The 12625-nt window shown below is 69.8% G+C and carries 12 protein-coding genes; 4 read left to right on the plus strand and 8 right to left on the minus strand.

Going from position 1 to position 12625, the window contains the following annotated elements:
- Nucleotide 1: 1 nt before the first annotated feature.
- The 7 genes from ACZ67T_RS41395 to ACZ67T_RS41425 all read right to left on the minus strand — a co-directional run bounded on the left by ACZ67T_RS41395 (nucleotide 2) and on the right by ACZ67T_RS41425 (nucleotide 6661).
- Nucleotides 2-748, minus strand: a complete 747-nt coding sequence (locus tag ACZ67T_RS41395) for a hypothetical protein (RefSeq protein WP_469991613.1) — start codon at nucleotides 746-748, stop codon at nucleotides 2-4.
- Nucleotides 749-971: 223 nt separating this feature from the next.
- Nucleotides 972-3554, minus strand: coding sequence for a DNA translocase FtsK (locus ACZ67T_RS41400; RefSeq protein ID WP_469991615.1), 2583 nt, complete (start codon nucleotides 3552-3554; stop codon nucleotides 972-974).
- Between the two features lie 156 nt (nucleotides 3555-3710).
- Complete coding sequence (locus tag ACZ67T_RS41405; RefSeq protein WP_469991617.1) at nucleotides 3711-4085, minus strand: RRQRL motif-containing zinc-binding protein; 375 nt, start codon at nucleotides 4083-4085, stop codon at nucleotides 3711-3713.
- Nucleotides 4085-5527, minus strand: coding sequence for a Yip1 family protein (locus ACZ67T_RS41410; protein WP_469991619.1), 1443 nt, complete (start codon nucleotides 5525-5527; stop codon nucleotides 4085-4087). Before ACZ67T_RS41410 ends, ACZ67T_RS41405 begins: the two co-directional genes overlap by 1 nt.
- On the minus strand, nucleotides 5524-6009 hold the full coding sequence (locus ACZ67T_RS41415) for a hypothetical protein (RefSeq protein WP_469991620.1): 486 nt from the start codon (nucleotides 6007-6009) through the stop codon (nucleotides 5524-5526). Before ACZ67T_RS41415 ends, ACZ67T_RS41410 begins: the two co-directional genes overlap by 4 nt.
- Nucleotides 6006-6362 (minus strand): hypothetical protein, encoded by a 357-nt coding sequence (locus ACZ67T_RS41420; protein WP_469991622.1) that lies wholly within the window; start codon nucleotides 6360-6362, stop codon nucleotides 6006-6008. The genes ACZ67T_RS41415 and ACZ67T_RS41420 overlap by 4 nt, the downstream gene beginning before the upstream one ends.
- The gene (locus ACZ67T_RS41425) at nucleotides 6359-6661 is read right to left on the minus strand and encodes a hypothetical protein (RefSeq protein WP_469991624.1); all 303 of its coding nucleotides are present in this window, start codon (nucleotides 6659-6661) and stop codon (nucleotides 6359-6361) included. The genes ACZ67T_RS41420 and ACZ67T_RS41425 overlap by 4 nt, the downstream gene beginning before the upstream one ends.
- Nucleotides 6662-7163: 502 nt before the next feature.
- Between ACZ67T_RS41425 and ACZ67T_RS41430 the strand changes: the two genes are divergently transcribed.
- The 4 genes from ACZ67T_RS41430 to ACZ67T_RS41445 all read left to right on the plus strand — a co-directional run bounded on the left by ACZ67T_RS41430 (nucleotide 7164) and on the right by ACZ67T_RS41445 (nucleotide 10426).
- Nucleotides 7164-7892: a GntR family transcriptional regulator gene (locus ACZ67T_RS41430; RefSeq protein WP_469991626.1), complete on the plus strand. Its 729-nt coding sequence runs from the start codon at nucleotides 7164-7166 to the stop codon at nucleotides 7890-7892.
- The gene (locus ACZ67T_RS41435; RefSeq protein ID WP_469991628.1) at nucleotides 7889-8557 is read left to right on the plus strand and encodes a P-loop nucleotide/nucleoside kinase family protein; all 669 of its coding nucleotides are present in this window, start codon (nucleotides 7889-7891) and stop codon (nucleotides 8555-8557) included. Before ACZ67T_RS41430 ends, ACZ67T_RS41435 begins: the two co-directional genes overlap by 4 nt.
- A gap of 274 nt (nucleotides 8558-8831) precedes the next feature.
- A complete protein-coding gene (locus tag ACZ67T_RS41440) occupies nucleotides 8832-9074 on the plus strand; it encodes a hypothetical protein (protein ID WP_469991630.1) in 243 nt (80 codons plus the stop codon).
- Nucleotides 9075-9151: 77 nt separating this feature from the next.
- Entirely contained in the window at nucleotides 9152-10426 is a 1275-nt protein-coding gene (locus ACZ67T_RS41445) for a hypothetical protein (protein WP_469991631.1), read from the plus strand.
- A 238-nt stretch (nucleotides 10427-10664) separates the two neighbouring features.
- Here the strand turns inward: ACZ67T_RS41445 and ACZ67T_RS41450 are convergent, their stop codons facing one another.
- Nucleotides 10665-12065, minus strand: a complete 1401-nt coding sequence (locus tag ACZ67T_RS41450; protein WP_469991633.1) for a pentapeptide repeat-containing protein — start codon at nucleotides 12063-12065, stop codon at nucleotides 10665-10667.
- Nucleotides 12066-12625: the final 560 nt, after the last annotated feature.

A 12625-nucleotide genomic window follows, 5' to 3' on the forward strand; every position in this document is an offset into this window, starting at 1 on the left:
GTCAGCGCCCTGCGCGGCGGGCGGCGGACTTCGTGCAGCGGACGGATCCGGCCCACGTGCCGTCCGCGTTGTGCTTGGGCAGCACGCCGGTGCCCTTGCAGGCCGGGCAGCCCTTGTGACCGACGGCGGTGGCCTCGGCGGCCTTCTTCGCGGCGCGGCGGTTGAGGCGTTCGTCCTCACCCTTCGCCCACGCCTTGGTGACGCCGGACTTCAGCAGGCGGCCGGTGCCCTTCGCCGCGCGCCAGGTGAGCGTCGTGACGACCAGGAGCACGGCGAGCGAGGCGGTGAACGGGTGCTTCTTCGCGTACTTCACGCGCTGGCTGAACTTCTTGGCCCGGGTGGCGCCGGCCTTCGCCGCCGAGGTGCGCACCGGCTTCTTCGCCGCCTTCTTCCTCGGCGCCGCCTTCTTCGCGGCCGGGGCGGCGGGCACCTTCCTGGCGGCAGTGGTCTTCCGGGCGGCCGTCTTCCGGGGCGCCCTGGCCGGGGCCGGGGCGGAGTTGGCGAGCAACTGCTCGGCGCCGAAGCCGGGCTGCTGCTGGCGGACAGTGATCGCCTCGGCGAGCGCGGTCGGCTCGCTCGGAGCCGGAGCGGGCTGGGAGGCGGTGGTCTTGCGGGCCGCCGCCTTCCGGGGCGCCCTGGCGGCCGGGAGCGCCTTCTTCGCGGCGGTCTTGGGTGCCGCCGCCTTCTTGACCGCCGTCTTCCTCACGGCCGGGGCAGTGCGGGCACGGGCGGTGCTGACGTCGCCCATCACGGGCCTCCTTCAAGATCACGGGGAATCGGGGAGCGTTCCGGGCCTTTCGGGCCTCTCGGACGCTCTACAACCGCTCTACAGGGACGTTCGTGCAGGTCAGCGGCCTCTACGGCGATCTCTACCGGCTCTCTCGCCTGCTCTACGTAGAGCAGGCGAGGGGGTGAGAGCAGGGTGTAGAGCGGCACGTAGAGGCCGCTGACCTGCGGTTCTACATCTCAGATCAGGAGCTCTCGCCCTCGGAGACGGCTTCTGCCGCGTCCTGGGCCTCCTTGATCAGTTCGGCGATCTCCTCGCCCTTCACGCCGGTGCGCGGGCCCTGGTCGCCGACCCGGACGGAGCCGGAGACCTTGACGCCCGCCGCCTTGAGCTCCTTGGACAGACGGGCCTGGTCCCAGTCGCCGTAGACGTCCGGGTACTCCGCCGACAGCCAGGCGGCGAGGGTGTCCAGGTGGCCCCGGCCGTTGCCGTCACGGCTGACGGCGCCGACGGCGTCGATGCCGTCCAGCGTGTCCATCAGCAGATCGAGCTGGGGGTCGGCCAGGGCCTGCGCCTCCTCCTCGACCTCGGGTGCCAGCACGTCGGCGACCTTGGGCAGCTCCGGTGCCTTGACCCCGGCCGCGGCGAGCGTGCGGCGGTCCAGCTGCGGGAGGCCGACCTCGGCGCGGGCCACGCCGCGGGCGTAGGCGAGCTTCGGGTCCAGCGGGTAGCTGCGGTAGATCAGCGGCTCCTTGGAGCCGCCGCCCATGATGTAGCAGCAGCCGACATCGGACTTGTTCGGGTCCTCGCCCTCCACCAGCGGGTGGAGCCGGTCCGGGCGCCAGCCCTGCGCGCCCGCGCCGGCCCCGAAGACCAGCTCGATGTCCTTGTGGCGGCTCGGCAGCATGATGCGGACCGCGACCGCCCCGGCGACGGCCTCGCCGATGGCGTCGGCGGTGCCGTACAGCGAGCCGATGATGACGGTCACGCGGGATTTCCGGCCGACGCCGAAAATCTCAATGACCAGCGCCTTCTGGTAATCCGTGAGGGACTTGTACTCGTCGATCTCCAGGATCAGGGCAGGCTCCTTGGCGGACGGCCGCCAGTTGTCGCCGTGCCCCCAGGCCAGAACGTTCGTCGCGCGGGCCTTCGCGATTTTCAGTGCGTCTTCGAGCAGCGCGTCGATTTCCTGTTCGGTGCGCGCCTTTCGGGCGACGGCGGGACCGAGTGCGTCCAGACCGGGGCCGACCGGGTCGACGTCCCACAGCTGCGCGTCATAGCAGTCCGTGATCCGCGAGCCGATCGCCCGCAGCAGCATCGACTTGCCGGAGCCGGGCCCGCCGACGACCAGGACGTGGCTGCCGAGTGCGGGCAGCAGGAACGGCTGGGCGTCCATGCGGCGGGCGATCAGCAGCGGCTCGGTGATGGTCAGTGAGCCGGACTTCACCTTCTCCAGCTCGCCCATCCCGACGAACGGGTTCTTCGTCACCAGGCGCAGGGTGGAGTCCGAACGGACCTCCTTGTGCGGCTGGACCAGGAGCCGGTCGACGCCGAGACCGAGGGGCGTCTCCATCGCACCGGCCTTGGAGACGATCTCGGCGGGCGTGCCCGACTTCTGCCGGACGGTGATCTCCCAGCCCCACTTGTGCCGGTGCGGCTTGACGACTGCGCCGACCGCGATGCCGTTGGCGGTCAGGGTGCGGCGGATGCAGTCGACTGCATCGGCGCGCGAGCGGGCGTCGGCGATCGGGAACGGGTCGTCGTCGGAGGTCTCGGCCTCGTACGCCTCGCCCTCGATGGGGGTGATCTGGGTGCGGACGCGCTCGGCGACCGCGCCGATGCCGACCAGGGTGGTCACCACCGCGAGGGCCGGGCCCCAGGCGAAGGGCCGCATCCAGTCCGGGCTGAAGTACCAGATCGCGCCGAACTCGATCGCGGTGACGACCGCGGCCATCAGGGCCAGGCCCGACGCCTTGAGTGTGCGGCGGGTGCGCTCCTTGTACATGGCCTTGGTGGTCGACATGATCAGCGCGGCGTTCTTCTGCTTGGCCGCCCACGCCTGCTGGACCAGCAGCTTGTGCTCGCGGGAGTAGATCCATCGGGCGGTGTGGCCGACTCCGTGCCGGTAGAACTTCGCCGCCCGCCTGACCTCGCGTCCGGCGTACTTCGGCGAGTGGCTCACCGCGTGGAAGACGCCGTGCTTGGTGTCGTTGCCGAGGTCGCGCACCGACTGGGCGAACGCCGCCTTCGAGCGGAAGGTGGCCGGGATCTGCGGGAGCTCGCGCAGCCGCTCCCGGAAGTTCGGCTCCCAGTCCTGCGCCGTCTTCTCCGCCGGGGCCTCGTCGTCCTCGTCGTCCTCGCCGTCCTCGTCGACCAGGACCTCGTCGTCCTCGCCGTCGTCGGTCAGGGGCTCGTCGTTCTCCTGGTCGTAGACCTCGGTCTTGCTGAAGTCGACGGCCGGGATGGTCGCGGCCGCCTCCGGGTCGGCCGCCGTGCGGAACTCGGCCAGGGTGACGACCTTGCCGTCGTCGCCCGGGGCCGGGGCGGGCACCGGGGCCGGCGGGTTCGCCTCCAGGCGCTCCAAGAGGTCGGGCAGGTCCCAGGTCTTCACCAGGACCTCGCGGGCCTTGGACCCGTCAGAGGGGCCGACGACGTTGAGCTGGAACAGCGCCTCCATCAGCGCGGTCGCCTCGGCGAAACTGACGCGCAGCTTGCGCTGCAGCATCGAGGTGGAGCCGAACTGGGTGGAGACGACCAGCTCGGCCGCCTCCGTCACGTTGTTGCGGGCCTGGCCGGTCGTGATCCGGCGCTCGTCGATCTCCGTCATGCTGGTCCTGCCTCCTGTGCGAGGTGAGCGCGGACCCCGGTCCCCGCCTGGCAGTGAGTGCCGGGGTCCGCGCGAAAGTGGTGGTCGGGCCGTACGGGGTGCGGGCTCCCGGCCCCCGCCTGGCAGTGAGTGCCGGGAGCCCGCGGTTGGGGTGGTTCAGGCGGCGGCCGCGAGGCCGTCCGCGCAGGTCGTGCACTCCTTGAGCGCGGTGGAGATCGTGTAGTCGCGCACCACGCCGCAGGTCGGGCAGGTGCGGCGCTTGCGGCGGGCCGCCTCCAGCGAGGCGATCTGGCCGGGGGAGCGCTTCTTGGGCGGGCCCGCGAGCTCGATGTCGAACAAGTACGCGCGACGGACACCCAGCTTCTTGTTGTTCCACATGACCTGACCGGCGGGCGGCTGATGGGGCCGCAGCCCCATCTCGACCAGCTGGTCGCGGGTCTTCAGATGCGCCGGCGCGAGCTTCCATGGCCACGTCGGGATGTCGAACCGCTCGGCGTCCGGGTCCCAGAACCTGACGTACCCGCGGCCCATCAACCGACCAGCTGCAGCGGCTTGTCACCGTCGTGCTCGGCGACGGCCTCCTTGATCCGCGCGCGGCACCAGGTCTCCCCGCGCATGACGCGCATGTGCTGCTCGGGGATGTCCTTCTCGAAGTACCGCTGGACGTCGCGCCAGCCGACCTCGCGGCCCGCGCGCAGCTGCTCGGCGACCCACTCGCGGGCCGCGCGCTTCTCTGCTTCGGCCTGCTCCGGGGTGGCCGCGCGGGCGGTCTCCGCAGCGAGCGTGCGGGCCGCGCGCGCCTGCTTCGCGGAACCGTCCTGGAGGCCCTTGTCCCGGCCTCGCGCGGCCGGGGGGTTGTTGGACTTGACCTGCGACTTCGCGTCGCGCGTGCGGGGCTCCTGCACGGCCTGCGCGGGCTTTCCGCTCGCTTTGTTGCTAGCTGAATTGATCTCCTTCACAGAAGCTGCCACGCGGGCCTCACGGCTAGCGTTCGCGGGGTCCGCGAGGATCCGCGCGATGGCCTGCGGGTCGATCGCCCACGCCTGTCCGGCGGGCACCTCGCGGACCGGCTCCAGCGGCGCGGCGAACAGATCGAGCGAGGCGGTCAGCCTCGGCTCGCACGCCTTCTCTGCGTGTTCGGAGACCTTCCCCGCGAGCTTGTTGTGCCGCTTGAGCTTCCGCTTCGTCACCCCCGGCTCGGTGCCCTTTTTCTGCCGCCACGCCATGCTCCAGGCGTCGGACTCGCTCAGCGCGGGGATCGTCGCCGTCCGCAGCCACGACGCCCGCCACGAGACCCCCGGGTGCCGGACCCGGCGCCGCAGAGCGAGCTTGATGTCGGCGGCGTCGCGCCCGCCGGCCGCGTGGCTCTGGGAGTGCATGTAGATCTCCCAGACCGCGACGCCGAACAGCGAGCTGGCGGCGAACACCACGGCGAGCTGCGGCTTGTCCAGGTGGTGCCAGGCGTTGAGCGCGGCCGCGACGGACGCGAACAGCCAGGTCATCACCGTGTAGAGCTTCGCGGGCTTGTTGTTGGCGACCGCCCACTTGCGCAGCCAGGCCATCGCCCACGTCGCGCCCTCGATGAACACCGGCACGAGCAGCGCCAGGATCCAGACGACGCCGAGGCCGACCACCGCCGAGAACTGGCCGGGGAAGGCGAATGCGATCGACGTGATCACCACCGTCATCACCCAGGGCATCGGCTGCCCGATCGCGGCGGCGAGCCGCTCGTTGCGGACCTTGCGGGCGGCCGCGCGCTTGTCGCGGCGCTTGCCCCGCTCCTCCAGCTTCTTCGTCTTCACGGCCTGCGCCCGCAGGTCCTTGCGCTCTCGGGCCTTCTCCCGGGCCTCGTCGATCTCGATCCCGGTCAGCGCGTTGGTCCGCCGGGAGTTCGCGGCGGCGTCGGCCTGTGCCGCGCGCGCCTTGACCGCGTCCATCTGCTCGCGGCCGCGGTAGGTGGTTGCCTCGCTCATCGCAGGCCCTCCAGGGTCGTCGCGGCGAACGCGGCCTGGGCCGCCCTCTCGCGGGGGGTCGTGATGGTCGTCAAGAACGGCCGGGGCGTCTCATCGGGCGTGCGCCCGTGGCCCTCGGGGCCGTCGGGGGAGAGGTCGGGGTGCTCGAACCACCAGCCGCCGTCACCGTGGTCGTCGCAGCAGGGGCAGATCGTGTCCTGCCAGATCCGGCCGCGCTGCCACAACGAGTGGGCGCCGTTGCCGACCGAGTCGGTGCCGAAGGACAGCGCGCCGTAGACCACGGCGACCGTCCACAGCCAGAACGGGGTGGACCGCCCGACGTACGTGCCAGCGGCGATCAGCGCCAGCGGCGCGAGGCCGATCCACGGGTGGTGGGCGCGGGCCAGCAGCCACTGCTTGGGCTGGCGGATCATCAGACGGATGCCGTCGACGTCGACGGCGAACGTCAGGAGCCAGCGGACCAGCCGCTGCACCCGGCTCATCGGGCGGCCCTGGCGACCGGAGCGGTCATCGACCGCTCGAAGAGGACGACGGTCAGGACGGCGGCCGCCAGGACAACGCGGCCGGTGGCGGGGAGGGTGAAGCCCGTGAGCCAGGCGCCGCCCGCTATGGCGAGCGGGCCCCTGATCCACGTCGACAGGGAGTCGAGCCCACGGGCGGTGCGCTCGCGCAGCTCGGAGACGACCGCGGTGTGCGCGGCATCGGCGACGGCCATCCCGAGCACTGCGATCACGACCAGGAGGCGCTGCCACCCGGCGGTCTGCAGTCCGAGCACCCAGGCACCGCCGCTGATCACGAGCAGCAGGTAGATCCAGGTTCCGAAGGAGGTCCTCATGCCGCCCGCCCCTTCCGGTCCTCGATGAGGCCAGCGCCGCTGCGGGGCCGGGGGAGCGGGACGACGTTGCCGTTGGCGGTACGGGGCGGCTTGCGGGCCCGGCGCGGGGAAGGCTTGCGCCCGCGGAAGTAGATGTCGTTCTCGGCGTCGACCTCGTTGCGGCGTTCGGCGGGGCCGTAGCCCTCGGCGACGAACTCGGCGAAGTCGGCGAGGTCCGCCTCGGTCGGGGTGAAGCCGATCGCGGCCTCGACGAACTCGGTCTCGCTCACGATGCGCTGTCCTGCAACGATGATGTTCACGGGTCGGTGTTCCTCTCGATCGGTTGGACGACGGCCCGTCGCGGCTCCCCGGTCTTGCTTGCAGGCCGGCCGGGGGGCCGCATTCTCGGGATTGGGCAGGTGGTGCAGTCGGCGGCCAGACCGCCACGGCCACGACACATCCCGTACAGGCGATGCGCCGGGCCGAATCTGTCTGGAAGTACCTCTCGCTGGCGACCTATACGGCTTTCTGACCAGCGCAAATGGTTGCTCTGTTCCTCATGTCGCTCTGTTGAGTTCTTCTCGGTACACCAGGCTCGGTACAGCTCCGAGGCGGTTCCGGTGTCGCCGTTTTTGACATGGCGGTGCCGTTGCACTTCGTGAGCTGGACTCACTCGGCGTCGCCTTCCGGGAATGACATTCCCAGTATTGCGAACCCATGTCAATCGACCTCGGCGACTCAATACTGAGATTACACCCCTAGGTGATTCATTCTCAGGACTGTGGTTCACTGGGGGCGCTGAGAAGGAGGAGGCCACCGGACATGCCGCCCAAATGGAGAGAACTCGCCGACGCTCTCGCCGCGCAGATCAAGAGCGGCAAGTACGCGCCCGGCGACCGCCTGCCCAAGATCGAGGACTTGGCCAGGGAGAAGGAGTGGTCCAAGACCACGGTCCACCAGGCGTACAAGGCACTGGAGACCGACGGCCTAGTCACGTCCTCCCGCGGTCACGGAACGGTCGTGCGGAAGCACACCCCTCTGTCGACCGGCTCTGAGCGCGTGGAACGCAGCAAGCTCACAGGGTCTTCGTGGCGGGCTGGCGAGCGCTCCGACTCACACATGGCCGGGATCGTCTCCGCTCCCGAGGACGTCGCAGAAGCCCTGGGCATTGCCGTGGGCGCCCCCGTAATCCGGCGCTCACGCACTTACCGTGACGCAGATACCAACGCCGTCATCTCGCACTCCACGTCGTGGATCCCAGAAGCCTTTGCCGAGGACCTGCCCGAGCTGCTGATGGGGAAGCGGCTGGGAGTGGGCACGTCAATCGACGTGATCACTCGCCACACCGGACATCCGGTCGCTCGACGGATCAGCTCTATGTGGGCCCGGATTACGACTCCGGCAGACGCCGGTCCCCTGGAGATTCCGGAGGACACCCAAGCAGCCGTCATCGTCCTGACCGCCCGGATCATCGACACCAGTGGCATGACGATCGAGTACGGCATCGACATCGGCGGCCCTGGCCGGCGCTGGACCAAAGAGGACGGATGACGGCCCCACCGCTGCTCGATGACACCCTCATCCACGCTGCCGAAGCGCGCCTCGACTCGCTTCTAACGGCGCGACGCCTCGGGATGCTGACCCTGGACGAGAAGACGGAGATCACACGCACCATGCGGGCTCTAGCGGAACGCAGGGGCCCGACCCGGTTGATCCTGCTGTCCGGCCTTCCGGGATCAGGGAAGACCACGATCGCCCGCGAGTTGGAGGCACGCGGCTTCCTGCGGTTGTGTCCCGACGAACTGGTCTGGCGCGAGCATGGTCACTACGGGCGCGACTATCCGCGCGGTACGTACAAGATCAAGGAGCGTCCCATCCTCGGCAAGGTCGCCAGCCAGCTGCGCGCCGCCCTCGCTGCTGGCCGTGACGTGGTCGTGGACCACGGCTTCTGGACGGCGGAGGAACGCGGGGAGTGGCGCGAGATCGGCGAGCAGGCGGGGGCTTTCGTGACCCTGGTGTACCTGCCTGCCTCCCATGACGAACTCTGGGAGCGCATCAAGGAGCGCAACCAGAACACCTACGACGACCCAAACGCCATGTACTTCAGCGAGGACGATCTTCGGCGCCACGCCTCCCGCTTCGAGGCCCCTGACGCGGACGAACCACACGTCATCTATGCCGGAAGCCTGACGCCCGTCCTCGCGGACGCCAAGTGATCGCGCTTCCCGCCTCACGGGAGGCAGGTAACGATTCCTGCCCGCCGAGCGGGAGATCCGGGACCCAGCAACCAAATCGCGTGTTCGGGCGTTGGGGCTCGATGTAGGAAGAGGAAGATGCTCCAAGCGCGTGTCGCAGCAAGCCCCTCGGGGCGCTCTCACAGGTCTGCGTCACGTAAAAAGCCCCGTCTTTCGACGGGGCTAGTACGGACCGGCCGGACTCTCACCTCCGGACCAGTCGAAGCTCTCCAACAGCACTTGGAGGACGCTCCTCATGAGCGTACGCAACACTGTCGGGCGGAACCAGCCCGACGCTTCGTCCGTCAAGGTCACTACGGCGCGTTTTGACCGATTCAGCCGAGGTTTTTCCAGTGAAGTCCGCGCCGCAGACCGTGCTGAACTTCACGCCCGTACAAACGTCCGTGACGGCGCGCACGCCCAGGTCGCGGCGAACATGCCCCCCGTGAAGAACTCCGTCATCGCGCCCGGCATCCCGGCGTCGGCGGTGACGCGATGAGGAAGCGGTCAGGCCGTCCGAATCGGTTCGCAGCGATTCCCAACGAGACGGTCGATGACTCGGTCGGCCTCAGCTTCATGGCGCTGGCGCTGCTGACGGTGATGATCCGGCACCAGGACGGGTGGGAGATCACGCTCGCCGAGATCGGCAAGAAGTACGGCTACGGCCGGGAGGCCATGGCGAAGGCCATGGGGCTGCTGCAGGTGGCCCGGTACGTGGTGAAGGTGCGGATCCAGTCCGCCGAGGATAACCAGTGGTCGACCGAGGTCGTCGTCTACGACATCCCTGCCACGGAGGACGAGGTCGCCGAGCTCCTCGCGACCGTCGAGCTGGAGTCCGACGTCCGGACCGTGCAGCTGATCGAGCCGACCGCGGCGGCCTTGCAGGAGGCGGCGAACCGGCGAGAGAAGCTCGGGCCGAAGCGCACCAAGAAGCACGACATCTCGGTCCCGTCGCGCGGGTTGGCCAAGAAGGCCGGCGCGGACGCGAAGGGGTCCGGCGCGGGCTCCGAGGGCCAGGAGCGCGGGGCGGATGCGGGGAAGCCGCCCCGTAAGGCGGCTTCGAAGTCCGGGACCAGGACCTCGAAGCCGAAGGTGCCGGCGGCCGGTCAGCGGTTGTCGAAGGCGCTGGCGGCCACCGTGCGCGCGGTGGAGGCGGCATTCCCGGCGGAACTGCAGCAGCTGCTGCCGTCCTACCGGCCCCAGGTACTGCGGGACACGATCCTGCAGGCCCTGGACTCGCGGTCGGCGGAGCAGCTTGCCGAGCGGGTCCAGCGCCGGTGGTGGGCGCACGGGTACTCGCTGGACGTGATGCCGGAGGGCAAGGGCATCGACTCACCGGTCGGGGTCGCGGTCGCGCTCGTGCGGCCGTCAAAGGACTGCTCGGACCCCATGTGCGAGGACGGCGTGATCATCGACAAGGGCGTGTCCTGCCCGGCCTGCGAGGGACGCAAGGCGGACCGGAAGGGCCGCCAGCAGGGGCACGTGCCGGGGCAGCGCGACGACCAGGGCGACTGGTGGGCGTGCGAGAACTCTGCCTGCCGTATGCCGGGCCGGGGGACCCCGCCCAAGGACGGGCTGTGCCCGACGTGCCGTGCCGAGGTCGAGGCCGCGGTCGCCGGATTCACGGCGGTGGGTGCCGAGCGGGAACGAGCCGCGGCTGAGGCGCGCACGTGGAACCAGATGCTGGAGGACGCGTACGCCGAGGACCTCGAACGCGAGGCTGTCAGGCGCCGGGCGAAGCGAGAAGCCGCCCAGCGGCAGGCGGAAGAACAGGATGCGGAGACCCGGCTAATGCGTGAGCAGATCGCCCGGGAGAACCCCGAGCTCGCCGCGTACGCCCACATCGCCTGACACCGGACTCGGCTGCCGTACCCCCGCCACAGGGGGTACGGCAGCTTCGGCATGCCCGACTGTCAGCGATCCGCTGACAGTCGGTCTTGGGGTCTATGCCAGTCGCTCGCGGGCGAACCAGCCTCGGGCCCCTGCACCAGGACGTCGGCGACGCTGGCGCTCACGTCCGTCGTTCATGCTTCCCGGGGACTGAGGGACATCCGTGTCAGATCGTGCGATTGCCGGGGGATCGTGCCTATCAGGGCGTCGGCGGGAGCCAGTCCGGAGGCAAGATCAGTCCGGTCGGATGAGGGGCCCCCGACGCCGCCAGGCCGGACGGCATGGCACCAAACGCAGCAGAGAAGTCGACCGTGCCGCCGGTGAACTGCGCACCGCGGAAGTCGGCCGTGCCGGCTGAGAATTGCGCACCGCGGAAGTCGACCGTGCCGCTGATGAACTGCGCATAGCTGAAGTCGGCCGTGCCGTCGGAGAACTCCGCATCGTAGAAGAGGGCCCGGCCGCCGGAGAACTCCGCACCGCCGAAGAAGAACCGGCCGCCGGAGAACTTCGCACCGCCGAAGAAGACCGTGCCAGCAGAGAACTCCGCATGGCGGAAGGTGACCGTGCCGCTGGTGAACTGCGCACCGCGGAAGTCGGCCGTGCCGCCGGAGAACTCCGCAAAGAGGAATTCGGCCGTGCCGCCGGAGAACTCCGCACCGCCGAAGAAGAACCGGCCGCCGGCGAGCTGCGCACCGCGGAAGGAGACCGTGCCGCCGGAGAGCTGCGCACGGGCGAAGTCGACCGTGCCGCCGGAGAGCTGCGCACCGCGGAAGGAGACCGTGCCGCCGGAGAGCTGCGCACGGGCGAAGTCGACCGTGCCGCCGGAGAACTGCGCACCGTCGAAGTCGACCGTGCCGCCGGAGAACTGCGCACGGGCGAAGTCGACCGTGCCGCCGGAGAACTGCGCACCGCGGAAGGAGACCGTGCCACCGGAGAACTTCGCAGCGCTGAAGTCTCCCCCGTCGAATACGACGCTGGTGAAGTCCAGATCATGACCCCGCCAGTTGTCGGGGTGGTCGAGTGTGAGGCGTAGGTGGTCGCGCATGAGGCGGATTACCGTGTGCCGGACTTCGCGTAGAGCCAGGTATGCGTGGCGGGCATCTGCGTCATCCTGTGGGAGGTCGGCCTCGGCGGTGTACGGGAGGCGGAGGTAGGCGCACAGGACGTCGATGCAGGTTTGGCGGAGCTCGCGGGTAGGCGCGTCATCGGCGAGGCCGGCCAGGGCGTGCACGCCGCCGAGGCGTACCGCGACGGAGTCTGCGCCGAGTTGAGAGACGGCGGCGGTGAAGCGCTCAGTGTGGAGGCGGGTGTCCTCGCGCAGGGCGCCGTCCTCATCAACCCGCTGGCGCCGGTAGGCCACCACCAGAGCAACAAGGGCACCGGCCCCGGCGACCACCCCGAAAGACAGTTTGACCAGGTCAAAGAGCGTGCTGGACGAGAGCTTGGGCTCCGCTTTTAGGCCCTGGGCGTTGAGCAGGGACCAGACGGTGAAGAACACCCCGCCGGCCACTGCGATCGCTGTGAGGAAGGTCCAGGCAACGACGGACCACAGGCGCAGGCCGTGCCGTTCGTTCCGGCGGTGGGGCAGATTTGATCTCACACACCACAGGACCCGTTCAGGCGAGCGGATAGTTCCCCTGTCGCCCGGGACTTCCGCTGCCAGACCTGCAGCGCCGACGCGTAGCGCACGATCGGACAGAGATGTTCCTCAACCCCCAACTGGCGATCGTCAGGTTTGGGGTGGCTGGGGCCCGCACTGGTGAAGCGCCGACCAAGCTGTCACGAACTGGTGTTCATAACGGTGCCCGGACCGGCCACCTGTGGCCTCTGGTTAGTGGGCCGGTCCGGCTCATTCTGGTGGGTGTGGACGGTGCCCGGACCGCCCACTTGTGGCCTCTGCTTAACGCCACCCGAGTTCGGGCCGACGGCAGGACCGCCGTAGACGCAGCCTGGGCGGCCGGCGCACGGGTTAGGGGCGACGGCAGGACCCGCCACCTGCGGCGGCTGCTTAGTGGGGCGGATGATGCAGGCTTGGTAGACGCACTGGCCCCAGTTGTCGACCACCTGAAGTTCCCCCCTGGGCATGGACAGCGGGTGGTTATGCCGCGGGGGTGAGAGCTTGTGCCGTCAGGGCCCGGGTTTCGATCGGGGTGACGTATC

Source organism: Streptomyces sp. NPDC107517, from assembly GCF_055582645.1.

What these genes read in the sequence shown, in the direction of transcription:
- ACZ67T_RS41395 (WP_469991613.1), bottom strand. Translation starts at nt 748, where the DNA reads ATGGGCGACGTCAGCACCGCCCGTGCCCGCACTGCCCCGGCCGTGAGG.
- ACZ67T_RS41400 (WP_469991615.1), bottom strand. Translation starts at nt 3,554, where the DNA reads ATGACGGAGATCGACGAGCGCCGGATCACGACCGGCCAGGCCCGCAAC.
- ACZ67T_RS41405 (WP_469991617.1), bottom strand. Translation starts at nt 4,085, where the DNA reads ATGGGCCGCGGGTACGTCAGGTTCTGGGACCCGGACGCCGAGCGGTTC.
- ACZ67T_RS41410 (WP_469991619.1), bottom strand. Translation starts at nt 5,527, where the DNA reads ATGAGCGAGGCAACCACCTACCGCGGCCGCGAGCAGATGGACGCGGTC.
- ACZ67T_RS41415 (WP_469991620.1), bottom strand. Translation starts at nt 6,009, where the DNA reads ATGAGCCGGGTGCAGCGGCTGGTCCGCTGGCTCCTGACGTTCGCCGTC.
- ACZ67T_RS41420 (WP_469991622.1), bottom strand. Translation starts at nt 6,362, where the DNA reads ATGAGGACCTCCTTCGGAACCTGGATCTACCTGCTGCTCGTGATCAGC.
- ACZ67T_RS41430 (WP_469991626.1), top strand. Translation starts at nt 7,164, where the DNA reads ATGCCGCCCAAATGGAGAGAACTCGCCGACGCTCTCGCCGCGCAGATC.
- ACZ67T_RS41435 (WP_469991628.1), top strand. Translation starts at nt 7,889, where the DNA reads ATGACGGCCCCACCGCTGCTCGATGACACCCTCATCCACGCTGCCGAA.
- ACZ67T_RS41440 (WP_469991630.1), top strand. Translation starts at nt 8,832, where the DNA reads ATGAGCGTACGCAACACTGTCGGGCGGAACCAGCCCGACGCTTCGTCC.
- ACZ67T_RS41445 (WP_469991631.1), top strand. Translation starts at nt 9,152, where the DNA reads ATGGCGCTGGCGCTGCTGACGGTGATGATCCGGCACCAGGACGGGTGG.